A 24,425-nucleotide genomic window follows, 5' to 3' on the forward strand; every position below is an offset into this window, starting at 1 on the left:
AAGCCGGATGATCCGTCGCTTCGTACGCCGCGTGGTGATCGCGGGGTTCTGTCTATCGTTCCTCCTCGCCGGCTCGGTTGGCGTCGCCTGCTTGTTGGCGGTGAGTGCCCCGTCGTACTATGCCAAGCTGGTCGCCACACATCCCAGCGGCGGTAAGTCCGAAGCGGTCGAGCAGCGTTTCGAGGAGATCCAAGCCGATTTCAGGCAGTGGCAGACCCGCTCGCTGCGGTTACAGCACGCTAACGCGAATCGGGGCGAGCGAACGGTCGGCTTCCGCTTGGAGGCCGACCCCGACTACGATCCTTCGACGGACCTCTACACGGTCCGCGTAGGCCAGGACGAACTCAACGCGCTGCTCGCCTCGGACGATTTCCGGATCAGCGGCGGACAGCTGACCGACCTGCGCGTCGAACTCCGAGACGGGCGATTCACCGTGGCTTGCTCGCTAGCCACACCGGCTGGCCCGGTCGTGCTGTCGGCCGGTTTCGCGGCGCGAGACCTCGAGGACGACACGCTCCGCCTGCGTCTGGAGTCGGTGCGAGTCGGCCGGCTCCCCCTGCCGGTCGAGCTGCTCGACAGCTGGCTGCCCAAGCAGCGGAGCCGGCTCAGCGGCGATCTCTACCTCGACACGACCGGCGACGCCCCCGAATTATCGTTGCGATTGCCGGAAGCCAGGGGCGCCTCGCCGCGGACAAAGTCGGTCGCCTGCGTCGACGGGGCCGTCGTCGTGCAGCTGACGCCGGCGCTGCTGCCACGGGACTGACGGGAGGAGCGCACGGTCAGGGCCGATCCCGTCGGTCCCGGCCTTCGCGCGGTGGACTCTCCACGCTGCGGGCGCCACGGCGACGCTCCGCCTGCTGGCGAGACCCGCGCCCCACGGCCTTCGGTCTTGCGGCCTCCGGCTCGGTTTCCTAGTTCTACGCGGCCCCTCGCCTCACCGGGCTGGGGGGCGCCGCGCGTCCGACTGGGCGCCGGCGGTTGACGAACATCGACCCCGCACGCGCCGATGCCGACTCCTCGCTGCCCAATGCTGGCGTCCCCGACCGCGCGAATCCGCCGAATCGGTCTGTCGATCGCGGGGCTCGTGGCGGTCGTGGCGCCGTGCTATGCGCCGGCACAGGGGCTGCCGGGCGGCGGTTTCGGCTCGTCGCCGGCGGCGCGCCCGCCGATGGCGGACCTGCCGACGCGGCGGGCGAGCGGCGGCTTGAGCGAGTTCGCCACCGACGAGCTCGTCGCGGAGGTGACCGTGCGCGGCAACGCGACCGTGCCCGCCAAGCAGATCACCGATCAGATGAGCACCCGCGTGGGCCGGCCGTTCGACTCGCGGGTGCTCGCCGCGGACATCAAGCGGCTCGCTTCGCTGCCGTACTTCGTGACCGTGCGTCCCCTCTCCCGCTCCACGCCCGACGGCCGCGTGATCGTGCTCGAGGTGACCGAGCGACGCACGCTGCGGTACGTCGAGTACCTCGGCAACAAGAGCTTCACGGACAAGCGGCTCGGCGAAGAGACCGGCCTGGTCGTGGGGGGCGCGATCGACCCCTACGCGGTCGAAGAGGGCCGACGCAAGATCGAGGCCCTCTACCGAGAGAAGGGCTTCGGTCGCGCGTTCGTAAAGATCGAGGAGGGCGCCGACGCGTCCGACCACGGCGTCACCTACTCGATCCACGAGGGGCCCAAGCAGGCGATCCACGACATCGAGTTCGAGGGCAACCGCTTCGCCACCGACAGCCAGCTGAAGCACAAGGTGCAGTCCAAGCCGGGCTTCGGGAAGTGGGTCTTCTTCCCGCACAGCCTCAACGAAGAAGAGCTCGACGCCGACGTCGAGGCGCTGACCAGCTACTACCGCTCGTTCGGCTTCTTCCGCGCGCGGATCGGCCGCACCGTTCGGCTCAGCGACGACGGCAAACGCGCCACGGTGCGGTTCGCCATCAGCGAGGGGCCCCGGTACAACGTGCGCAACGTCACGCTCAACGGCGTCGAGGTGTTCCCCGCCGAGGAGGTGCGCGCCGGCCTGACCCTCCAGCCGGGCCAGCCGTTCGAGCAGCTCAAGATGCAGGTCGACATCGCCTGGTTGCAGGACCTCTACGGCAGCCGGGGCTACGTGTTCGCCGACATCCGCCCGGAGACCGTCTTCCTCGAAGAGCCGGGTCTAATCGACCTGGTCTACAACATCACCGAGGGCGAGAGCTGGCGCGTCGGGCAGATCTTCGTGAACATCAAGGGGGACGACCCCAACACCCGGATCCCCGTCGCGCTCAACCCGCTGTCGATCCAGCCGGGCGACACGCTCGACACCCGCAAGCTCCGAGACAGCGAGCGGCGCCTGAAGAACCTCGGCATCTTCGTGAACAGCCCCGCGCAGGGCCAGCCGCCCGAGATCACTTACCAGGTCTCCGAGCAGACCAAGCAGTGGCTCGCCGAGCGCGAGCGGAAGAAGCAAGAGAAGAAGGCCGGCGTGTTCCGCGGCCAGAACGCGGGCTACGCCGCGTCCGAACCGGCCAGCGGCTGGCGCTCGGCCCCCACGGAGGCGGCCCCCGCGGCCCAGAGCGGATCGGTCTACCAGGCGCGGCAGGCGCCGGCGAGCTACCCCGCGCAGCAGGCGTTCGCGCCGAGCGGCGCCGGCGATCCGGGAGCGGTCGGCGCGACCGACCCCTACTCGGCGTCTGGCGTTTCGCCCGGCTTGCCCGTGCAGCAACTCGGCGCGGCGCCCCCTGGGCCGCCGGTCGTGGACCACGTGCAGTACCCTGCGCCCGGCTTTGCGCCGGTCGACACCCAGCTATTCCCCACGCAGGTCTACGCCCCCACGCCAGTCCCCCCGCCGACCGAGCCGTTCGCAGACATCTACGTGAACCTCGAAGAGACCCAAACCGGCCGCTTCATGATCGGCGCCGCCGTGAACTCCGACGCGGGCCTTGTCGGCCAGATCCTGATCGACGAGCGGCACTTCGACTGGCGCCGCTTCCCGCGCAGCTACGACGACTTCTGGAGCGGCCGCGCGTTCCGCGGCGGCGGCCAGCGCCTGCGGCTCGAGGCCGCGCCGGGCACCGAGGTCCAGCGGTACTTGGCGAGCTGGCAGGACCCGTACTTCCTCGATTCGAACATCAGCCTGAGTCTGTCGGGGTCGTTGTACGACCGCCGCTTCGACGACTGGGACGAGAACCGCCTCGGCGGGCGGATCGGCCTCGGCTACCAGTGGGTCGAACGCGACCTGTCGGCCCAGGTCACCTACCGCGGCGAGAACGTCAAGATCCGCCAGGTGAGCGACCCCACGGTGCCGGAGCTGGCCGAAGCGCTGGGGGACAACGCGTTGCACGGCTTCGGCCTGCGGCTGGTGACCGACAAACGCGACAACCCGTTCCTCGCGACCGAGGGTTACTACTTGGCGACGACCTTCGAGCAGGTGGTCGGCTCGTTCGACTACCCGCGCGTCGAGATCGACGGCCGCACCTACTGGCTGGTCCGCGAGCGCCCGGACCACACGGGCCGGCACGTGATGAACTTCCAGACGCGGGTCGGCTTCACCGGGTCGAACACGCCGGTCTACGACCGCTTCTACGCGGGCGGTTTCTCGACGCTCCGCGGCTACAGCTTCCGCGGCGCCTCGCCGGTGGCCGGCCCGCTGAACGCGCGGATCGGCGGCGACTTCATGTTCATCAACACGCTCGAGTACCTGTTCCCGATCACGGCCGACGACTCGGTCAACGGCGTGCTGTTCGTCGACCACGGCACGGTGAACGAGGACATCTCGCTAGACGACTACCGCGTCGCGCCGGGCTTCGGCCTGCGGATCGCGGTGCCCGCGCTCGGCCCGGCGCCGATCGCGCTAGACTTCGCTTGGGCGGTCGCCGGCCCCGAGTACGACGACGAGCGCGTCTTCTCGTTCAACATGGGCCTGCAACGCTAGCGCTGCGTTTAGCCGCAGGCGCTAGCCTCGGGCGGCAAGCGAATCACAGCTCCGAGCGCGACGCCTTGCCGCTCAAGGCTCCGAGGGCTTATGCCCTCGGCACTGGCGCGATTGCCGGGGCGCGATCGGTGCGGCTTGGTCCGACGGCCATCGGGGTCTCGTCGCGCTTCCATAGCGTCGACGACACTACCCGCGCACGCCGCTCAATAGCCGCCGCACGTGCGCCACCGCATCAGGTCGCCGTGGTACGCGCGGTGCCACTTGGGCGTGTCGGGGTACTGCTCGGCGCCGAACCAGCCCCAGCGGAAGACCGGGGCCGCGTGCGCGTGGTTGTAGTAGCCCGCGTACGGCGCGTCTTGCGCCGGGTGGTAAGCCGGCGCGGCGTGCGGCGGCGGAGCGGCAGAAACTGCCGGGGTGAACGAAAGCAGGGCGGCTGCCGCCCCACCCACGAGGAGTGCGGCGGTCGAGCGTCGTTGGCGTCGCATCGCGTCTCGCATAGTGGGTGGCGCCCCCCTTGGCGGCAAACCCTGCCGGTAACTTCGGCCGATCCGGCCCCGCGACTTTTGCCGACTTTGCCGATTGGACCGACGGCGCCTTGCCCACCGGCGGGCGATCGCCGAAGGTCGAACGGCGATGAACTACCTAGCGCACGCTTTGCCCTTCCTCGAGAAGGCCCGGATCGATCCCTACGAGTTGGCCGGCGCCGCGGTGCCCGACTGGCTCGGCGTCGCGGCGCGGCGAACCAAGTGCCGCTCGCGCGACGCGAGGCCCCACCTCGAGGCCGACGACCCACGCGCGGCCGCGCTCGCCCGGGGCGTGTGCCGGCACCACGCGGACGACGCGTGGTTCCACGACTCGCCGGCCTTCGGGCGCCTGTCGCTGGCGTTCGCCAAAGAGCTCCGAGAGTCGCTCGGCGAGTCGACCAGCCTACGCCCCTGGTTCCTCGGCCACGTGCTCGTCGAGCTGCTTCTGGACGACGCGCTCAGCGCCCGCCAGCCCGACCTCCTCGACCGCTACTATGCGGCGATAGCGCAGGCGGACCCCGCCTGGGTGGCGGCCACGGTCGAGCGGTTCTCGCGCCGCGATGTGGGGCGGCTGGCGGAGTTCGTCGAGCGGTTTGTCGAGGTCCGCTTCCTCGAAGACTACGCCCACGACGAGCGGCTCACCTACCGCCTGAACCAGGTGATGAGTCGGGTGCGGCTCGACCCGCTGCCGGCCGAGTTTCCAGCACTGCTGCCGCCGATGCGGGGCGCCGTCAACGCCAGCGTCGACGAGTTGCTCGCCGAACCGACCGGCATCGACAAAAAAGCGGCCGAACTTGAAACCGACCCGCCGGGTCCCGCGTAGCACCGACGAAGGACGCCTTTTCCCTCGCGACGGAGCGACACGGGATGCTCAGCAATTCACTCTTGCGCGCCCACTCGGGCCTCGCGCCGCTGCTCGCCACGGCGCTCGCTATCACGGCGCCGGCCGGCGCGGTCGAACTGCCGGACCTTTCGCTCGACACGTTCAAGACCCGCACGCCGGAGGTCGGCTTCGACGTGCCGCAGCGGCTGGTCTGCCGCGACGTGACGACCGACGCGTTCCTCGCGGAGCGGCCGGGCGAGCGGCTCGTGGAGATCGTCGCGCCGGTCACCCTGCTGCTGTACCACGGCGAGGCGCGGCGTGTGCAGGACGTGGTCGTGGAGATCGACGGCGCGTCGGCGGGCCTGGCCGTTTACGACTACGCGCCGCGCACCGAGCTGGTCGCGGAGCACGCGCAGCCGATCGAGGTGAAGAAGACCGAGTCGGTCGACAAGACGATCGGTGGGTCACTCGGCGGCAAGATCGCCGGCGACGTGGCCCTCGCGCCGACCATCTCCGGCGGCGCGACCAAGAGCGAGGCCGTGACCACCACCCAGAACCGCCTGCCGCCCAAACGGCCCTTGGTGGTGAGCGGCACGACGGGCCGGCGGACGGGCGTGTACTACAAGCTCCGCAAGTCGAGCCAGTCGACCCTCGAGGGGGAGCAAGAGTTCCGCGTCACGTTCGCCGCGCCGGCCGACTGGTCGGGCGGGTCGATCGAGGTCCGCTGCGTGGCCCGCGGAGAGCAGAAGTGGCTGCTCGTCGAGCAGCGCCGCGTGTGGAACGAGACCGCCAAGCCGGTCGAGCTGCGGCTGGTGAGCCACACGGTCGCGAAGCCGGCGATCGAGGAGGCCGAGGTTGCCGAGTTGGTCGAGTTGGGGAGTGACCCATCAGGCGGTCGCCCTACTCAGTTCGCGCCAGCTTGCGAGAAACTGCCAACACAATCGCCCACGCCATGCAGTGCATTGCGATGCCTAAACCCATGAATATCAGGATGCCGATGCCCGAAATGAAGTAGACGTCGCCCAGCGCGGCGGGCGGCACAACCAAGAGCCGCATGGCCGTCAACCAGGCAGGGGTCGGCGCGTCACCTGTGGCGGGAGTTTGGTAGTGCAGCAAAACAGCCATGACCGCAAAGCTGACGCTCCATGACCCGATGCCGAACAAGAGGCTCTTCAACAAAAGACTACGATTTCGTTTGGCGTCCGCCTTCATAGCCGGGTCTGCGCTGGGATTGTGCGATGCGTTAACGATGCGCTTCACCACGTCAGCTTCCCGTTGGTCCGCTGCAGCATATCCTACATTCTGCCGTCCAGCGCGCCGCGTAGCCACTCGCTCGTCGGCCCAGGGCCGTGCTCGGCCACGTGTTCCGGTGTGCCGGCGGCGATGATCTGGCCGCCGGCCGCCCCGCCGTCGGGGCCGAGGTCGACGAGCCAGTCGGCGGTGCGCATCACGTCGAGGTGGTGCTCGATCACCACCACCGTGCCGCCCGCATCGACCAGTCGGCCCAGCACGCGGAGCAAGCGGCGCACGTCGTCGGTGTGGAGGCCGGTGGTCGGCTCGTCGAGCAAGTAGAGCGTCTGTGCGCGGCGGTCGGGCCCCGAGGCGCCGAGCTCCGCGGCCAGTTTGACGCGCTGCGCCTCGCCGCCGGAGAGCGTGTTAGCGGGCTGGCCGAGCGACAGGTACCCCAGGCCGACGGCGGTCAGCGCTTCCAGCGGGCCGTGGATGGCCGGCGCGTCGGCGAACAGTTCGAGCGCGTCGGCGATCGGCATGCCGAGCACGTCGGCGACCGTGTGGCCGCGGTACCGCACGGCGAGCGTCGCGCGGTTGAACCGTGCTCCGGAGCACGCGTCGCAGTCGACATACAGGTCGGGCAAGAAGTTCATCTCGATCTTCTTCTGCCCCTGCCCCTGGCACTCCTCGCAGCGGCCCCCCTTCACGTTGAAGCTGAAGCGGCTCGGCTTGTAGCCGCGTTGCCGCGCGAGCTTGGTCTTCGCGAGCAGCTTGCGGATCTCGTCGAACACGCCGGTGTACGTGCCCGCGTTGCTGCGGGGCGAGCGGCCGATGGGGGACTGGTCGACCTCGACGAAGCGCCCGATCGCGTCGGCGCCGGAGAGGGTGTCGTACGGACCGGGCTTGGCCGCCGCGCCATTGATCTTCCTTGCCAGCGCCCTGGCGAGCGTGCCGACGACGAGCGATGTCTTGCCGCTGCCGGACACGCCGGTCACGCCCACGAGCTTGCCCAGCGGCAACTCGAAGGCGTCCCCCCGTAGGTTGTGCAGCCGCGCGCCGGTGAGCGACAGCTTTGGCGTGGGGCACTCGGCGACGGGCTTCGTCGATTTTGGCTGTGGGGTCCGGCGCTCGGCTGGGGTGGGGGTTTTTTCGGCGCCCGACAGGTATCGGCCGGTGACCGAATCGGCCCGCGCGCCGATCGCCGAGGGGGGCCCTTCGGCCACCAGCCGCCCACCGCCCCGCCCCGCGCCCGGGCCGATGTCGACGACCCAGTCGGCCGCGCGGATGAGGGCCTCGTCGTGCTCGACGACGATCACCGTGTTGCCTTGGCCGCGGAGTTCCCGGATCGACTCGAGCAGACGCTGGTTGTCGCGGGGGTGCAGGCCGATCGACGGCTCGTCGAGCAGGTACATGACGCCGACCAGCCCGCTGCCGATGCCGGTCGCCAGGCGCACGCGTTGCAGCTCGCCGCCGGAGAGCGTGCTCGCGGAGCGGTCGAGCGTCAGGTATCCCACGCCCGACTTCACAAGGAACGCCAGCCGGCGGCGGATCTCGCGCAGCAGGGGCTGGGCGATGGCGAGCCGCTCGGGCTCGAAGTCGGCGTCGCCGAGCGAGTCGAACCACGCGCTCGCGTCGGCGATCGCCTGCGCCCCTACCTCGTGGATCGGGCGGCCGGCCACGCGGCAGGCGCGGCCCTCGGGGCGCAGGCGTGTGCCGTCGCAGTCGGGGCAGACGACCTCCGCGCGGAATGCGTCGAGGCGGTCGCGGGTCGCTTCGCGCTTGGTCGCCAGCCGCTCCTCCTCGAGCAACAGCAGCAGCCCGCCGAAGCCGCGGCCGTCGCCGGTCAAGAGCTTCTGCACGCCGCCGCGGGGCCAGTCGGCGAGCGGCGTTTCGGCGTCGACTTTCAGCGACGCGAGCAGCGGCTCGAGCGTCGCCAGGCGCTTCTTCTTTCCCGAGGCCGACGCGGTCCGCCACGGCGCCACGGCGCCCCCCTGCAGCGAACGCGACAGGTCGGGCAGCACGAGCTCCGGGTCGAACGCCTCGACGGCGCCCATGCCGTGGCACCCGGGGCAAGCGCCGTAGGGGCTGTTGAAGCTGAAAGTGCGGGGCTCGACCTCCGCGACGCCGACCTTGCAGGTCGGGCACGCGTAGCGCGTGTTGTACACGCGCTGCTCCCATTCGCCGCCGGCGGCCTTGGCTTCGGGCGTCTGGAACACGGCCAGAACGACGCCCTCGCCGTGCTTCAGTGCGAGGCGCACCGACTCGGCGATCCGCGCTTCGAGGCCTTCGCGCAGCACGATGCGGTCGACGACCGCTTCGATGTCGTGCACCTTCTGCGGGGTCAGCTCGGGCGCGTCCTCGATCGGGTAGGTCTCGCCGTCGACCCGCAGCCGCACGAAGCCCGCTTTGCGCGCCGCGTCGACGACGTCCGCGTGCTTGCCCTTGCGTCCGCGCACGAGCGGCGCGAGGAGCATCGCGCGCGACCCCAGCGGCAGCGCGGCCAGCGCGTCCTCGATCTCGCCGGGGGATTGCTGCGTGATCGGTTCGCCGCACTCGGGGCAGGCCATCGCGCCGGCCCGCGCGTAGAGCAGGCGCAGGTAGTCGTGCACCTCGGTGACGGTGCCGACGGTGCTCCGCGGGCTGTGCGAGCCCTGGCTCTGGTCGATCGCCACCGCCGGCTGCAGGCCCTCGATGCGGTCCACGTCGGGCCGCTGGCGTTGCTGGAAGAACTGCCGCGCGTACACGCTCAACGAGTCGATGTACTGCCGCTGCCCTTCGGCGAGGAGCGTGTCGAACGCGAGCGAGCTCTTGCCGCTGCCCGACACGCCGGTGATCACCACCAGCTTGCTGCGGGGGATGTCGACGTCCAGGTCGCGCAGGTTGTGGACCCGCGCGCCGCGGATGCGGATCGCGTCGATCGGCGAGCCCTCTGCGTCCGTGGTCGGTGCGTTCTTGGTCGCGGTATCGGCCACGGCGCCACGGCTGCTAGCGGGCTGCGATCCCCTGCCGGCCCCGTCGGCCGGCGGCGAATCGGTCTAGCCTAGCCGCGGTGAGGGGTTGGGGGAACTCACCGCGGAGTGCGCGGAGAAGGAAGAAGGAAAGCGACCGCCGCTCGTTGGTCCTCGGGCTTGCTCATTGCTCATTCCACCCTCCGCGTGCTCCGCGCCCTCCGCGGTGACCCACGCCCTCATTCGGTCGCCAGATCGACCCGCACGATTTCCTTGTCGTTCCGCGCGAAGACCGCCCCTTCGGCAAAGGCCGGGTGGCTCCACCACACGGGGCGGCCGAACGCGTCGCCGGTCGGCTCGACGATCTTGAAGCGGCTCAGCTCCTGGTACTTGTCGGGCGTGAGGCTGGCGAGGATCAGGTCGCCCGATTCGCTCGCGATCCAGAAGCGGTCGGTGTTGGCTTGGCGGACGAGGAAGCACGTGCCGTGGCGAGCGCGGCGGCCCGCGTCGGCCGCGAGCGTGGGCTCGCGCGTCTGCCAGAGCCGCTCGCCGCTCGCCATATCGACCGCCGCGAGCACGCTGTCGTTCGCGTCGACGCCGTAGATCACGTCGGCCTCCGCGGCGGGGACCGGCGTCGAATTCGCGGCCGAGATCGACCGCTTCGGCCCGCCCGACCAGACGACCTCCGGCTCGCCGCCGCCGGTGGGGAGCTTCAGCAGCACGGACGCGCCGCCGTCGCCGGTGTAGCCAGTCACGAAGAGCAGGTCTTTCACCTGCACCGGCTGCGCGATCGACATGCCGTAGGAAGAATCGATCGGAACGCTCCAGAGGACCTTCCCCTCGTCCCGGGTCAACGCGGTCACGCCTTCGGGGTGAAAGGCCGCGAGCACACGCTCGCCGTCTTGCTCGATCATCGTGGGCGGGCAGTAGCCGCACTCGTTGTTGATCGATGGCGTCGAGAGGGCCTTCCACTTCTCTTCGCCGGTGCGTTTGTCGAACGCCACGACCACGCTCCCCTCGCCGCCGACGAGGCAGTAGAGGAAGTCGCCATCGACCAGCGGGTGGGCCGAGTGGCCCCACTGCGGCGTGGGGGCCGCGTAGGCCTCCTTGAAGTTCTTCTTCCACACGACCGTGCCCTCGGCCGTGTCGAGGCACGTGAGGTCTCCCTCGGCGCCCAGCGCGTAGACCCGGTCGCCGTCGACGGTCGGCGTGCAGCGGGGCCCGCTTGGGTAGGAGATAAAGTAGGGCCGCTCGTACTCGTACCGCCACAGCTCGCGGCCGGTCGCCGAGTCGAGGCAACGAAGCCGCTCCACGCCCTCGAGGTTGTCACGTGCGCCGGGGTTGTCGGTGATCGAGCCCTCGCTCCGCTCGTACTCGAACAGGTAGACCTTGCCGTCGGCGACCGCCGGCCCCGCGTAGCCGAGATTGGCGGGCGTCGACCAAGTCGGCTGCACATCGCCCGAGGGCGCCTCCTTGGGCATGCCGGCCTCGCGCCAGATGGCGTCGCGGTTGGAGCCGCGCCACTCGGGCCAGTCGTCGGCGATCGCCGGGGCGGCGGCGGCTATCAGTACGGCGGCGAAGAGTCGGCGCATCGGGGCGGTCTCCGAAGGGGCGGATCCAGGGGCGGCGCCGCACCGGCGGCGACGCTCCGCGAATCCTACCCGTTTCGGGCGGCGCCGGGCACAGTCTGGCCCAGAGATCGCGTGGTAGCGGTCAGTCCACGCGGCGCGCCAGCCGCGTGTAGCCGATCGCCAAGAAGGCGGCGACCGCCACGTCGGCCGCCAGCCAGTAGCGGACCGGCGTGGCCGCCTCGCTGTCGCCCGCCAGGTGCAGCAGCGACGCCCACGCAAACACGATCAGCCCCGCGTACATCGCCGCGTGGACACGCCGGACGACGCCGGCCACGACCGCCGGGTCGACGCCGTGCGGCTCGCCGACGCTGGCCGCCTGGGCCTCGCGCAGCCGGCGGGCGATGTCCGCGTCAGACCCGATGCCCACCAGGGCGAGGCTCGACAGCAGCGGCGATTCCCCGCCGGCCAGCGTGACCGCCACGCCGGTCAGCCCCAAGCCGATCCACCAAGGGGCGGCGGAGCTGAGGCGGTGGTTCAGGGTCTCGGCGGTGGGCAAGTGCATAAGGCCCCATCGTAATCGAAAGGACGCGCCGCGAGCAAAACTCCCGGCGCAATCCACCCGCTCGGGGGATCCGGTGACACAAGTTATGCCGACCCCCAACGGCGGCGGGCGCCGCGGGTCGTATGGCCGGGGAGTTGGGGAGTTGCTAGCGGAATCGACGCCGACACGCTCCCCGGCATTGCGGCCTGGGCTCCCGCACAAGGGCTAGGAGAACAACCGGGGCGTCACCAAACGAAAAGGGCCCGGCGCTGGCGCGTCGGGCCCGTTCGGGTTGGGTCGTTTGTTCGCCTTCGGGTCAGGCCGCGTTGCCGGCTTCTTTGCGGCGGGCTTCGACGATCTCTTCTTGGATGTTCGAGGGGACGGGCGCGTACTTCTCGAACTCCATGCTGAAGGTGCCTTGGCCCTGGGTCTGGCTCCGCAGGTCGTTGGAGTAGCCGAAGGTCTCGGCGAGCGGGACCTCGGCGATGATCTTCGTGATGCCGTTGTTGGTCTCGGTCTCGACGATCATCCCCCGCTTGCTGCTGACCTGGCCGACCACCGAGCCCTGGAAGTCTTCGGGGCACTCGATCTCCATCTTCATGATCGGCTCGAGCAACACCGGCTTCATGCGGCTGAAGTACTCGCGGAAGCACTCCCGCGCGGTGAGCTTGAACGCCATGTCGGACGAGTCGACGTCGTGGTAGGAGCCGTCGAGCAGCTCGACCGTGAGGCCCACAACCGGGTAACCGGCCACCGGGCCTTTCTCCATCATCTCCTCGAAGCCCTTCTTGACCGCCGGGATGTACTCCTTGGGGATGCGGCCACCGGTGACCTTGTCCTCGAAGTAGAACTCGCCGACCTCGCCGCCGGCCTCCTCGATCGCCGCGCGGTCCGCCTCGGACATCGGACGCATGGTGCCGACGATGTGGCCGTACTGGCCGGAGCCGCCGGTCTGCTTCTTCCGCTTGTGGTCGAAGTCGTACGGCTGCTGGCCGCTCTCGCGGTAGCTGACCTTGGGCGCGCCGACGGTGACCTCGACGCCGTACTCGCGGCGGATCCGCTCGACGTAGACCTCCAGGTGCAGCTCGCCCATGCCGGCGATAATCGTCTCGTTGGTCTCCTCGTCGGTGAACACGTGGAACGTCGGGTCTTCCTTGCGGAACCGCTGCAGGGCCTTGGAGAGCTTGTCCGAATTGTCGCGGCTCTTCGGCTCGATCGACATCTTGATCACCGGGTCAGCGACGTAGATGTTCTCCAGCGTGCAGTAGTTGAGCCCGTCGCAGTAGGTGTCGCCCGACGCGCAGTCGATGCCCATCACCGCGATGATGTCGCCCGCCGACGCCGAGTCGATCTCCTCGCGCTTGTTGGAGTGCATCCGCACCAGGCGGCTGAAGCGTTCCTTCTTGCCGGAGCGTTGGTTGAAGTAGGCGCCGCCCTTCTCGACCTTGCCCTGGTAGATGCGGGTGTAGGTGAGCTGGCCGTACTCGTCGTCGGTGATCTTGAAGCCCATCGCCACGAGCGGCTTCTTGGCGTTCGCCTCGAGCTTCATCCGCTCTTGCGACTCGGGGTTCATGCCGTAGTTGCTGACCTCGGTCGGCGAGGGCAGGTAGTGGATGACCGCGTCGAGCAGCGGCTGCACGGCCTTGTTCTTGAAGGCCGAGCCCATGAAGACCGGCGTGAACGCCTGGTTGATGACCGCGTCGCGGGTGGTCTTGTGGATCTCCTCGTCGGTGATCTCTTCCTCGCCGAGCATCTTCTCCATGAGGCCGTCGTCGTACATCGACAGGGCCTCGAGCATCTGGTGGCGGTAGTCCTCGGCCGGGCCCTTGAGGTCCTCGGGGATCTCGTCGACGCGGACGACCTCGCCCTTCTCGCCGTCGTTGTAGTAGGCCTTCATCGAGACCAGGTCGACAACGCCCTTGAAGTTGTCTTCTTTGCCGATCGGGATCTGGAACAGCACCGCGTCGGCGCCGAGCTTGTCGCGCACCTGCTTGACGACCTTGAACGGGTCGGCGCCGGTGCGGTCCATCTTGTTGACGAACGCCAGCCGCGGCACGTTGTACCGCTTCATCTGGCGGTCGACCGTCATCGACTGCGACTGCACGCCGCCCACGCTGCACAGGACCAGGATCGCGCCGTCGAGCACGCGGAGCGACCGCTCGACCTCGACCGTGAAGTCGACGTGGCCCGGCGTGTCGATCAGGTTGATGTTGTGCTCTTTCCACGACAGGTACGTGGCGGCCGACGTGATCGTGATGCCACGCTCCTTCTCCAGCTCCATGTGGTCCATGGTGGCGCCGTCGCCCCCGCCACGCACGTCCTCGATCTTGTGGATCCGACCGGCATAAAACAGGATCCGCTCGCTGAGGGTCGTCTTGCCCGAGTCGATGTGGGCCGAGATGCCGATGTTGCGAACTTTCGCGAGGTTCATGGTGGGAGGGTCCTGGGGCGAGCGGGCCGCGGCGCCGTCGACCCCCCGTCGACGGGGGGCGGGAGCCGGGACGCGCCCGAGAGCTTGCGGAAAGGGGGCTGGGTGGGCTGGCCGGGGCGGGCGGTTTAGGCGTTCCGCCGGTTCGGCCGGGCAGGGGTTGTTGCTACGGCGTCGTTGCTATGGCGCGGGCAGCGGTTTTACGCGGCCGAGCCATCGGTGCTACGCAGTCGGGCCACGTGCCGCCCGGCGGGATCGGGTCGCCTGCTTCGGCGCACCGGTACCGCTGGGCCGCTGGGGTGGTTAGAAGCCTGCATTTTTACCCACATACGCTCCCGAGAACAGGCCGGTTTTTTACGAAATCCGCTATCCGCCCGCGGCGTGGCGCCCCCCCAGCGGCCGTGTGGGGTACGCTCTGGGGCTCGCCGTCCCGACCGCCCCGACGCCCACGATGACCGAAGACGCCCCTCCGAACGCCGCCCAAGCGTCCGACCGGCCGGCCCCGCTAGGGCTCGACGCCGACAACCCGGTCACCTACCTGCTGCCGATGGCCGTGTACATGGTGCTCGGCACGTTCGAGCCGTCCGCTCCCCGGCCGGGGATCGACCCCGAGCCGGGCCTGTTCGGCCTGACCTACGACCACTACCCGGCGATCTACGCGGTGAAGCTCGCGATCACCGCCGCCGCGCTGTGGTTGTGTCGCGCGGCGTGGGGGCAGTGGCGGCTGCGGGTGTCGCCGCTGGCGGTCGTGGTCGGCATGGTCGGCGTGGTGCTGTGGATCGCTTGCAGCAAAGTGGGGCTCGAGGCCCGCATCGTCGAAGCGGTTGGCGGGCCGGAGAGCCCCGCGATGAGCTTGCTGGGCCTGCTCGGCTTCGGCGCGGAGCGCCCCGCGTTTAACCCGCTAGAGCGGATCGACAGCCCGGCCGTGCGGTACGGTTTCCTGGTGGTCCGCTTCATCGGCCTCGCGCTGATGGTGCCGCTCTTCGAGGAGCTGATGCTCCGCGGCTGGCTGATGCGGACGGTGGTCAGCCCCGACCTGTCGCGTGTGCCCTTCGGCCGGGTGACCACGATGGCGGTCGTGGTCGGCACCGCCTTCCCGATGCTCTACCACCCGGAAAAGCTTGCGTCGCTGGTGTGGTTCAGCCTGGTCACGTGGCTGATGGTCCGCACGAAGAACTTCTGGGACTGCGTGACCGCCCACGCCGTGACGAACTTCCTGCTCGGCGTGTGGGTGCTGTGGCAAGAAGACTGGGCCCTGTGGTGAGCGAAGCGTGCGACGCTCCCGACGCCCCCCGCCCCCCGCCCCTCGTCCCTCGTCCCTCGTCCCTCACGCCATCACGGCGTCGCCTCCTCGTACCACTTCACGAGGTCCTTCCGCAGCTCCTTCAGCGACGGCTCGTACACGTACATCATGTGGCCGCCGAAGTAGTGGCGGATGTCGAAGCGGTCGAGCAGGTCTTGGCGGTCCAGCGCGTGGTCGCGCGTGTGCTCCATCGCGAACGCCGGCGTGGCCAGGTCGTGGTAGCCGCACGCGGCGAAGACCCGCAGCGCCGGGTTCTCGGTCATCGCTCGCCGGAGGTCCTCGGCCGTGGTGACGTAGCTGTTCACGTACGGCTTGTAGTTCCACGGCCGGACCGAGCCGAACACCTCGTAGACCCGCTCGTCCTCGTACTCGAGCCCCTCGCGCAGGTAAGCGTGCATCGCGCCGCTAAAGATGCCGGTGAGCGACACGCCGGACGGGTCGTATTCCATTGAGTCGCCGCCGGGCTGGCGGCCGGGCATCGCGTAGCGGCTGTCGTAGCGGCCGATCATCAGGTTGCGGTCCCGCAGCAGCTCCTTCGAGAACCGCCACATCGGGATGCGCAGGCGGTTGTCCTCGACGTAGCCCTTCGACAGGCCGGTCAGCTCCGCGAAGCGCTCCGCGACCTCTTCGCGTTTCTCCTCGGGCATCGAGGCGCCTTGCAGCAGCGCGTCGGCGTAGTCGCCGTAGGCGAACTCCTCGGCCAACTTGTTGATCTCTTCGATCGACTTGCCGAGCAGCTCGTCGTCGAGCGCCTTCTGTTCCCACGCGGCGACCGCGTAGCCGGGCAGGAAGAGGATGTACGGCAGGTCGTTGTTCGCGGCGAAGTCGAGCGTCGAGAAGTCGAGCACGGCCGACACCAGGACCACGCCGTTGAGGTACATGCGGTAGCGGTCCTGCAACAGGTGCGACAGGCCGCCGGAGCGGATGCCGCCGTAGCTCTCGCCGAGGAGGAACTTGGGCGAACGCCAGCGGCCGAAGCGGGTCGTGTAGTCGTGGATGAACCGGCCGACGCTCTCGATGTCTTCTTCCAGCCCGTGGAACTGGGCCTTCTCTTCTCCCTCGGCGGCGCGGCTATAGCCGGTGCTCACCGGGTCGATAAACACCAGGTCGGTCACGTCGAGCAGCGAGTACGGGTTGTCCGTCACCTCGTACGGCGGCGGCGGGAACGACGCGTCGTCCGGCAGCTTCACCCGCTTCGGGCCGAGCATGCCCAGGTGCAGCCACAGGCTCGCCGAGCCGGGGCCGCCGTTGAAGCAGAAGGTGATCGGGCGCGACGCGTCCGGGCCGCCGTCCTCGGCGTGCTTGTCCGAGTCTTTCGGCGGCTTGCCCTTCGTGTAGGCGACGAAGAACAGCTGCGCCTTCTCGTCGAGCGAGTCGTCCTTCTGCGGCAGCTTGCCGGCCGTCGCGTAGTACTCGACCTCTTCGCCGTCGATCGTGACCGAGCCGGTGGTGATCGACAGCTCGGGCTGCTCGTCGTCGGTGTCTTCGTTCTTGTCGCTCTTGTCTTTGCCCCCGTCGCCCGACTCGTCGCCCTGTTTGGACGCTTTCGCTTTGGAGTCGGAAGCCGCTCGATCGTGGTGGTCGGCGGCGGCCGGCAGGCCTAAACAGGCGAGGGCTAGGAGCAGGAGCAGAGGGCGAGAGAGCGCGGGCATGACGATGGCGTATCCGTGGTGGGCATAAGCTGCGGAAAACAAGCGTACCTCACCCTAGCCGTACCGCTTCCCGCGTGCGACCCGCGGCCAGGGGGCGCTTGGTGGCTCAGGCTGGCGTAGGTGAGCGAGGTCCGATCTTGTTTGAAGAAAGGGGGAAGGGCGGAGGGCGGAAGCTGGCTTGTCAGAAGCCGAGTCGAGGCCGCCCCCACTCCGCTTTCCGCCTTCCGCCTTCGGCAGATCGCCTAGCTCGGCTATTCGCCCGGGCTTGGAGAATCGAACGGCCCTCGACCCGCGGCTCACTTCTTCTTCGCCCACGCCCGCCACCCGGAGGGGGTCGGCATCGGCGCGCCGAGCAGCCAGTTCGACTCGCCCAGCTGGTCGATCGCGTAGAGCAGGTCGGGGTCGATCTCCAGCGCGCTCTCGATGAGGCGCCGCACGCGGCGGCGGCGCGTGGCGATGTACAACAGCGTGAGCGGCTCGCCCCGGTCGCTCCCCTGGAAGGTCAGCACCCTCGGGCCGTGCGTCCTCAACCGCTCGGCCAACGCGCCGGCGTCGCCGCGCGAGACGATCCGCACGATCACGCTCCCGAGCGCCAGGCGGCGGTCGACCCAGATGCCCGCCGCGTTGCCGGCCGAGAAGCCGCCCGCGTAGGCCAGCAGCAACCAGCCGTTGTCCGATGCGCGCTGGATGACGTGCGTCACCGTGGTGACCCAGACCAGCACCTCGAAGAACCCCAACGCGACCGACGTGGCCACCCGCCCACGCACGACGGCGATCGTGCGGAAGGTGCCGATCGACACGTCGACAACACGCAGGGCGAAGATCAATGCCGCCAGGGCGGGCAGCGGGAGGGCGTCGAGAAAATGCATAGAAGGCGCGGCGCACGGGCGGGGCGGTTGAACTCGTGGGCGAGGCAGATTAACCGCTCGTGCCGCCGCCCGGCGCCCCACTTGCGCCGGCGGCGGCTCCCCACATCGGCCGATCGGTCGACCCGCCCGGCGTGGCCGCGTATGCTGCGGGGCTTCGGCAAGACCCCCCGGCCGCGGCCCCTTGGCTGCGTTCGATTGAAGACTCGGACTCGGAGACACCGCAGTTGCATCACGCTGTATTGAAGGGGCTGGCGATCGCCGCGGTGGCGTTCGCCGCGTCGGCGGCTTCGGCCCAGCTGCGGATCGCCACTTACAACACGCTGCACGGGCCCAACCCGGGGACGCCGACCGTCCTCCAGGCGATCGGCCTGGAGCGGGTCAACGGCTTCGCGAAGCCGGTCGACGTGCTCCTCTTGCAAGAGCAAGACGAGCCCTTCACGTCGACGCAAGAAATCGTCAACCAGCTCAACGCGCTCTACGGTGCCGGCACGTACCGCCGCGGCTTGGTCGCGACCGGGCCGAGCTATTCCGACATCCGCCAGACGGTGATCTACCGCGCCGAGTCGGTTCAGCTGATCGACGAACGCGCGATCGGCGCGGCAGGCGGCAACCCGTTGCCGGCCCGGCAGGCGCTCCGCGCACGGTTCCGGCCGGTCGGCTACGGCGAGGAGGCCGACTTCTACGTCTACAACAACCACTACAAGGCCGGCGGCGCGCCGAGCGACTTCGACCGCCGCGCGGCCGCGTCGCGGGTGATCCGCACCGACGCCGACTCCCTCGGCGGCGACGCCCACGTCATCTTCGGCGGCGACTTCAACCTCCGCTCGAGTTTTGACGACGCGTTCGTCGAGCTGACCCGCGCCGGCGACTCGCAGGCCTTCGACCCGGCCGCGTTCCCGGGCCAGTGGAAGAACAATTTCGGCGCCCGCACCGTGCACACGCACGGCAACACCGACGTCGACGACCGCTTCGACTTCTTGCTGCCGACCACCGAGTGGCGCGACGGCGAGGGGCTCGACCTCATCGACGGCTCTTATCACGTGCTGGGCAACAACGGCTCGACCTACAACCTGCCGGTCAACTCGCTCGCAAACACGTACGAGTTCGACTTCGGCGAGGGGGCGTCGCTCACTCGGGCCGACGTGCTCAACGCGCTCTTCACGGCCAGCGACCACCTGCCGGTCGTGGCCGACTTCCAACTGCCCGCCGTGCTGACCGCGTGGCTCGGCGACCACCCGCTCACCGCGCTCGCCGGCCAGCCGCTGGGGGTCGACGTGTTCGTCGAGAATGTCGCCGACGTGCTCACCCCGCTGGGCGCCGACGAGCTCGACTTCGCGATCGAGTGGTCCGGCGCCACGGCTTCCACAGCGGGCCAGCTAACGGGCGTCGACCTGGCCGACGGGCTCCCCGCCATGCGCACCGTGCAGCTCGACACGTCGGTCGTCGGCCAGCAAACCGCGACCCTCTTGGTCACGACCGACAGCCAAGGGGCGGCCGGCGGGCCCTTCCGGTTCGACCTGACCTACGAGGTCTTCGCCGCTCTAGCGGGCGACTACAACACCGATGGCCGTGTCGACGCGGCCGACTACACCCTGTGGCGCGACGGGCTCGGCGCCGCTTACGAGCCGGGCGACTACACCGTGTGGGCCGACGCGTACGGCGCCACAACCCCCACAACCGGCGTGCCGGAGCCGGCCGCCGGGGCGATGCTGGTGGTGGCCGTCAGCCTGCTGTCGACTCGTCGTCTGCCGACTCATCTGTCGACTCATCTGTCGACTCGTCGTCGGGGTGCGCGGCGCTAGGCGGGAAGGCCTCGGCCGGCGGGTCGGGCTTCTCGGCGCCCTGGAACCCCGGCGGGACCTCGCCGTTGGCCTTGCTGAGGATCGGGTCGGTCGCCGCGATGAACGTCTTGGCGAAGTCTAGCGCGACGCTGTCCTCGGGCGGCTTGTTGGCTTCTTCGCCGGAGACCGTGAAGTACAGCTTGTACAGCGCCGGCGCGGCGCCGATCTCGTAGCGGACGTTCTTCGGCGCGAACCAAGTGACCGGCTCGCCGGAGCCCTCGGCCGGCTTGAACCAGGTCCAGAAGACCCGCTGCCGCTCCATTCCGCCGGCGGGGGTCTGCCGCTCGAACAAGTTCGTGAAGAACGAGACCTCGCGTCCGTCGTCGAGCGTCAGGTACTGCCGGTCTTGCGATTCGGCAGGCTTGTAGCCGCTCGCTCGGTAGCACACGTCGGGCGTGTGGCGGGCCGTGTCACGCGCGTGGCCGACGATCAGCCACACGCCGACGCTCTTCCCGCTGGAGGGGTTCGTGTAGCCGCGCGACACGTAGCCATCGGCGCCGGCGGTCTCGAGCGTGTCGTCGTCGACCTCGCTCTCCGTGCCCTCCCACTCGCCGATCTGCTTCGGGACCTTGTTGAGCAACGAAGCGCTGTAAGCCGCGTGCTCGCTCGAGACCCACCGCTCGGTGTAAAACCCTTGTACGACGGTCAGCGTGGCGATCGCGAGGACGGCGAGGACGACAGGCAGGACGCGGAGCATGGTCGGCGGTTTCCGAGCGTGAGCGGCGCCCCGATGGGGCCGCGGAGGCAGACGAGCGGTCGCCCCACGGGCGATCCGACCTCAGCCTGCAACGCTACGGCCGCCGACGGCTACCGTCAAGCAACTCACCTCCGCGGCCGCCGCGTGCGCGACTCAACGCACCGGTTCTGCCGCCGACACCGGTTGCACGGCCGCGTCGTACCGGGGCGCCGCGTCGCGCTTCTGGTCGAACCCGGGCAGCCGTCGGAGCAACGCGCCGGGCAGGACCCGCGTGAAGCCCTCGGGCAGCGGCGGCGGGGCGTCGTCGCTCGGCGTGGTTTTCACGGCGGCGGCGGGCCGCGACGAGAACGGCAACCGCGGGGGCGCCCCGTCGGCGACCGACCCGCGTCGCGGGGCGCCGCCAAACTCGAACGGCGGCAGCGGCGGCGCGTTCGGCTGTGCTCCGGGCGCCGGCTGCGTCGCCCCGGGCCGGGCCGGCTGATCGCGGAAGCCCGGCGCCACCGGACGCGGCGGCTGGAACGGCCCGTTGGCCCCGCCCGGCGCGGCCGGCAGGTCGAACTCGAATCGGCCGCCGGGCTCACCCGGCGCGCCCGGCTCGAACGGGAACTCGCCGCCCCCCGGCCCGACGCCCTCCTCGCCCTCTTCCCCAGGCGCGTTGGCCGTGTCGATCGGCGGCGGCGCTTGGCGGTCTTCTTCGGTCGGAGCGGGTTCGTCGACGTCGTCCAGCAGGCCGCCGTCCTCTTCGAGCTCGGCGGGGCGGGGCTCGCGGCCGTCGTCGTAGACCACGCCCGGCCACTTCCGCCAGCGGGTCGCCGTGTAGCCGAACGAATCGCGGTTCGGCACGCAGGCGCCCTCGGGCATGCACGGCGTCACGCCGATGTGTTTCATGCAGGCGAAGCCGTGGCGGCCGCATTCTACGCAGCCCGGCACGGGGGGCCCGGCCATCGCGGGGTGGCTGGCCGTCGCGGGGTGGCTGGCCGGCGCGGCGTGGCTGGCCGGCTTGACCTTCGGGTCGGCCTTGCGGGCCGTCACGTAGATCGAAGCCCCCACGCCAGACGCCAACGATTGGTCCGCGGATGGCCCGAGCGACACCAGGGCAGCGGCCGCTAGGCGGAACGTGGTAACGCGAAGCATATTCCGATCCCTCGTCTCGAAAGCGCCCCCCTGGTGGGGCGGCCGCTGGGCCGCCGCCCTAGGCCGGGGGCGTGGAATCCTTGGTTGCCGCGGTGGGTGGCCCGGCGTCACTTGCCCGGGGCGGCGGGCCCACGACCCGCCCCCCGGGGGCGACGCCCTAGCTCAGGCGATTACAGCTGTCCGAAGCGTTCGATCCGGTTGAGTGTTCCGGCGCCCAGCGAGGTGAAGCCGAACAGCCGTTCCAGCGGCCGGGTCAGCTTCGACACGACCGAGTCGAGCCGCAGCAGCGGGTCCTCGGCGATGAACACCCGGTCGCCGGGCAGCAGTTGGTAGTTGGTCGCGGTCGATGCGCCGCGGCTGATGTCGTCCCAGTCGACCGGCAAGATCTGCTCGCAGTGGTCGCCGTTGCGGGCCGGGCGAGCGATCCAGATCCGGCGCGAGGAGACCTGGCTGAGGCCGCCGATCGCGGCGACCGCGTCGAGGACCGTCTCGTTGCCGGTGATCGGCACCTGGACCACGTTGTCGCCGAAGCCGGCGCCTTGGGTGATGATGTAGTAGCGTTTGCTGTTGTAGGAGAAGATGTCGACGATCACCTCGGGGTCCTCGAGGGTGTCCGAAAGCTGCTCCTCGATGGCGGCCTTGGCCTCGGCGATCGTCATGCCGGTCACGTAGACCGAGCCGTACGTGCCCAGGTTGACGCGGCCGTCGGGCCCCACCAGGTGCTCGCCGACGATCTGCTGGGCGCCCGAAGACACGGCCAGCGACACGCTCACCTCAGGCTCGGCCAGCAGGTCGCCCAGCTGGCGGCGGATGGCGTCTTTCGCTTCGTCGATCGTGAGGCCGACGACCTTCACCTTCCCGTACGACGGGCCCAGGTCGATCATGCCCTCGGGGTCGACGAAGAACGCGTCGGCGATCGGCTGGTCGGGCAACGCCCCCGCGGCGCGGATCAGCAGGCCGTCGAACGGCTCGATGATGTGCGGCGGCTTGGGCACGACCTTGATCGCGTTGATCAGCAAGATATCCGGCGGCTCGATCCGGTACGGTGGCAGCGACATCATCTCCAGCTCGCGCGGCACCGGCGAATCGGCCGGCGGCGGAGCCGGCGCGGCCGGGATCGGCGACCGCGGCGCGTAGAACGCCGTGCAGCCGCTGCTAGCCACGGCCGCCGCACAGCAAACCAGGCCCAGGCGCCGGCCCCAAAAGGCCCGTGACCCCCGGGATGCCCGTGACCCCCGAGAGGCCGGTGATGTGTCGCAGTGGGTTTCGCCGGTCATCGCTTGTCTCGCCTGTTCGAAGGGCGCAGCAGTTCACTTGGCGGCCCAGGGGGGGCCCGGCGTGCGGGGAGCGCGTAAGGGGCGCCAGCCGCACAGTCGTTATGATCGGACCGGCGCGGGCGGAACTTTGCCCCAGCCCGCAAATTCCCCCCAAAGCGAACGGCGATCGGCCCGCTGGCGCCGGTGGCGCCGGCCCCGCCACGCCGGCTCGCGCCGAGTGTTTGACAGGCGGTGACAGCACGCCTAGCTTCGGGCTAGCCACGCCGCCCGCACCGAAAAGCCGGCGATCCGCGCGGCGCCCCCCTGACGCTCCCCGGGGCGGCGCAGACAGAATGCCCGCCCGCCGTTGGAACTTCTCCCGCCGAGCCTGCGTCTACCTGCTTGCGAGAAAACGGCCGGATCGCCAAGCCGTGGCTGCGCGGCTCGCAAGAGAGCCTACCGACCACGGCGAGCGCGACTTTCCGCTTCTCACCCCCGCTACCCGACTACCCCAGCATGGCTTCGAACTTCGCCAGCCCCGTTTCGCCGATCGGCCTCGCCGGCGCCCGACCCGAGGAGCGCGCGACCTTCTCGTGGTCCGACACCTACCAGCGCTACTCGTACTTCGCGTTGGTCGGGCTCGTGGCCCTGCTGGTCTACTCCTACTGGAACATGCTGGCGCTGACCGCGCCGTTCTGGGACAACGCGCAGTATTCTCACGGCTACCTGGTGCCGTTCATCGCGCTCTACGTGATGTGGGCCATGCGCCCCAACCCGGAGGCCCAGGAGCCGCCCGAGGGGGCCCAGGAAGCGACTTTCCTCGGCCTTATGCCGGCCTTCCAGTTCTGGACGGTGACCGCCGGCGCGTCGCTGGCGGCGTTGGTCGCTGGTTACTTCTTGAAGATCCCGCTGCTGCAGGGGGTGGGTCTGGCCGCGGTTTGCCTGTCCACGATGGCCTACGTGCTGATCGGGCAACCCTTCCAGCGGGTGTCTGCCGCCGAGAGGTGGATCGGCTTGGCGATGCTGCTCGCCGCTTACGGGGCTCGGCTGTGGGCCTCGTCGATCTACATGGACCCGCTCGACCGGTACTCCTTCTTGCTGGCCATGCTCGGCGTGTTTGTGATGGTCGGCGGGTGGGGGCTGCTCAAGTGGGCCGGTCCGGCGGTCGGCTTCCTGTTCTTCATGTACCCGCTGCCGTCGGCGTTCGAGCAGAGCTTCCTGCTCTACCTGCAGAAGCTGGCCGCGGTCGCTAGCGAGGTCGTGCTGACCATCCTCAGCCAGCCGGTCGTGCGGCAGGGGAACAAGATCATCGTCGACGGGATCCCGCTCGAGGTGGCCGAGGCGTGCAGCGGGCTGCGGATGGTCACGATCTTCGGCGGCTTCGCGGTGGCGGTTGCGCTGCTGATCAAGCGGCCCTGGTGGGACCGGGTGATCATCCTGCTCAGCGCGTTGCCGATCGCCCTGATCGTCAACATCACGCGGATCGTAGCGACGGCGCTGCTGTACCGCCTGTTCCCCGAGGGCGAGACCATCCACCAATTGATCCACGACTACGCGGGCCTGGCGATGATGCCCATCGCGATGGGCCTGCTGTACTTGGAGCTGAAGATCTTGTCCTCGTTGACCCAGGAAGAAGGGGGCATCGAGCACGGCCACGGCGGGCTGGCGGGGCAGTTCGGCGCGCCGCCGGTGCGGGGAACGTGA

Annotated in this window: 18 protein-coding genes; 7 read left to right on the top strand and 11 right to left on the bottom strand. The window is 69.7% G+C overall.

Translation table 11 applies throughout. The features are described 5' to 3' along the window. Window positions 1-7: 7 nt before the first annotated feature. Together RIC11_RS11670 and RIC11_RS11675 are read left to right on the top strand one after the other, a co-directional pair. Window positions 8-763 carry a hypothetical protein gene (locus RIC11_RS11670; RefSeq protein ID WP_350211417.1) on the top strand — a complete coding sequence of 252 codons (756 nt, stop codon included), beginning with the start codon at window positions 8-10 and terminating at the stop codon, window positions 761-763. A 264-nt stretch (window positions 764-1,027) separates the two neighbouring features. Next, window positions 1,028-3,904 (top strand): BamA/OMP85 family outer membrane protein, encoded by a 2,877-nt coding sequence (locus RIC11_RS11675; RefSeq protein WP_350211419.1) that lies wholly within the window; start codon window positions 1,028-1,030, stop codon window positions 3,902-3,904. A gap of 203 nt (window positions 3,905-4,107) precedes the next feature. Here RIC11_RS11675 and RIC11_RS11680 read toward each other — a convergent pair whose 3' ends face one another. Continuing rightward, the gene (locus RIC11_RS11680) at window positions 4,108-4,389 is read right to left on the bottom strand and encodes a hypothetical protein (RefSeq protein WP_350211421.1); all 282 of its coding nucleotides are present in this window, start codon (window positions 4,387-4,389) and stop codon (window positions 4,108-4,110) included. 148 nt (window positions 4,390-4,537) lie between these two features. On the opposite strand from RIC11_RS11680, the gene RIC11_RS11685 reads away from it, so the two are divergent. Next, window positions 4,538-5,251, top strand: a complete 714-nt coding sequence (locus tag RIC11_RS11685; protein WP_350211422.1) for a hypothetical protein — start codon at window positions 4,538-4,540, stop codon at window positions 5,249-5,251. A 44-nt stretch (window positions 5,252-5,295) separates the two neighbouring features. Beyond that, entirely contained in the window at window positions 5,296-6,234 is a 939-nt protein-coding gene (locus RIC11_RS11690) for a hypothetical protein (RefSeq protein ID WP_350211424.1), read from the top strand. Here the strand turns inward: RIC11_RS11690 and RIC11_RS11695 are convergent. From RIC11_RS11695 to fusA, 5 genes are all read right to left on the bottom strand, one after another. Continuing rightward, window positions 6,152-6,511 carry a hypothetical protein gene (locus RIC11_RS11695; RefSeq protein ID WP_350211425.1) on the bottom strand — a complete coding sequence of 120 codons (360 nt, stop codon included), beginning with the start codon at window positions 6,509-6,511 and terminating at the stop codon, window positions 6,152-6,154. The two genes, RIC11_RS11690 and RIC11_RS11695, sit on opposite strands and share 83 nt — an antisense overlap. A gap of 35 nt (window positions 6,512-6,546) precedes the next feature. Continuing rightward, window positions 6,547-9,453: an excinuclease ABC subunit UvrA gene (uvrA, locus tag RIC11_RS11700; RefSeq protein ID WP_502879391.1), complete on the bottom strand. Its 2,907-nt coding sequence runs from the start codon at window positions 9,451-9,453 to the stop codon at window positions 6,547-6,549. A gap of 215 nt (window positions 9,454-9,668) precedes the next feature. Continuing rightward, the gene (locus RIC11_RS11705; protein ID WP_350211427.1) at window positions 9,669-11,021 is read right to left on the bottom strand and encodes a PQQ-binding-like beta-propeller repeat protein; all 1,353 of its coding nucleotides are present in this window, start codon (window positions 11,019-11,021) and stop codon (window positions 9,669-9,671) included. Window positions 11,022-11,142: 121 nt separating this feature from the next. Next, a complete protein-coding gene (locus RIC11_RS11710; protein WP_350211428.1) occupies window positions 11,143-11,562 on the bottom strand; it encodes a hypothetical protein in 420 nt (139 codons plus the stop codon). A gap of 295 nt (window positions 11,563-11,857) precedes the next feature. Beyond that, window positions 11,858-13,972, bottom strand: coding sequence for an elongation factor G (fusA, locus tag RIC11_RS11715; protein ID WP_350211430.1), 2,115 nt, complete (start codon window positions 13,970-13,972; stop codon window positions 11,858-11,860). Between the two features lie 448 nt (window positions 13,973-14,420). Here fusA and RIC11_RS11720 point away from each other — a divergent pair, with 448 nt between their 5' ends. After that, the gene (locus tag RIC11_RS11720) at window positions 14,421-15,233 is read left to right on the top strand and encodes a CAAX prenyl protease-related protein (RefSeq protein ID WP_350211432.1); all 813 of its coding nucleotides are present in this window, start codon (window positions 14,421-14,423) and stop codon (window positions 15,231-15,233) included. Window positions 15,234-15,304: 71 nt separating this feature from the next. Here RIC11_RS11720 and RIC11_RS11725 read toward each other — a convergent pair whose 3' ends face one another. Beyond that, window positions 15,305-16,924, bottom strand: coding sequence for a S10 family peptidase (locus tag RIC11_RS11725; RefSeq protein WP_350211434.1), 1,620 nt, complete (start codon window positions 16,922-16,924; stop codon window positions 15,305-15,307). A 296-nt stretch (window positions 16,925-17,220) separates the two neighbouring features. Then, on the bottom strand, window positions 17,221-17,793 hold the full coding sequence (locus RIC11_RS11730) for a DUF5698 domain-containing protein (protein ID WP_350211436.1): 573 nt from the start codon (window positions 17,791-17,793) through the stop codon (window positions 17,221-17,223). A 224-nt stretch (window positions 17,794-18,017) separates the two neighbouring features. On the opposite strand from RIC11_RS11730, the gene RIC11_RS11735 reads away from it, so the two are divergent. Beyond that, window positions 18,018-19,595, top strand: a complete 1,578-nt coding sequence (locus RIC11_RS11735; protein ID WP_350211437.1) for an endonuclease/exonuclease/phosphatase family protein — start codon at window positions 18,018-18,020, stop codon at window positions 19,593-19,595. Here the strand turns inward: RIC11_RS11735 and RIC11_RS11740 are convergent. The 3 genes from RIC11_RS11740 to RIC11_RS11750 all read right to left on the bottom strand — a co-directional run bounded on the left by RIC11_RS11740 (window position 19,516) and on the right by RIC11_RS11750 (window position 22,628). Then, window positions 19,516-20,331 carry an exosortase-associated EpsI family protein gene (locus RIC11_RS11740; protein WP_350211439.1) on the bottom strand — a complete coding sequence of 272 codons (816 nt, stop codon included), beginning with the start codon at window positions 20,329-20,331 and terminating at the stop codon, window positions 19,516-19,518. The two genes, RIC11_RS11735 and RIC11_RS11740, sit on opposite strands and share 80 nt — an antisense overlap. A gap of 153 nt (window positions 20,332-20,484) precedes the next feature. After that, window positions 20,485-21,465: a hypothetical protein gene (locus RIC11_RS11745; protein ID WP_350211441.1), complete on the bottom strand. Its 981-nt coding sequence runs from the start codon at window positions 21,463-21,465 to the stop codon at window positions 20,485-20,487. A 170-nt stretch (window positions 21,466-21,635) separates the two neighbouring features. Then, the gene (locus tag RIC11_RS11750) at window positions 21,636-22,628 is read right to left on the bottom strand and encodes a polysaccharide biosynthesis/export family protein (protein ID WP_350211443.1); all 993 of its coding nucleotides are present in this window, start codon (window positions 22,626-22,628) and stop codon (window positions 21,636-21,638) included. Window positions 22,629-23,237: 609 nt separating this feature from the next. Here RIC11_RS11750 and RIC11_RS11755 point away from each other — a divergent pair. Continuing rightward, window positions 23,238-24,425 (top strand): exosortase/archaeosortase family protein, encoded by a 1,188-nt coding sequence (locus RIC11_RS11755; protein ID WP_350211445.1) that lies wholly within the window; start codon window positions 23,238-23,240, stop codon window positions 24,423-24,425.

The organism is Botrimarina sp., assembly GCF_040219535.1.
In the GTDB taxonomy this organism is placed as follows: domain Bacteria; phylum Planctomycetota; class Planctomycetia; order Pirellulales; family Lacipirellulaceae; genus Botrimarina.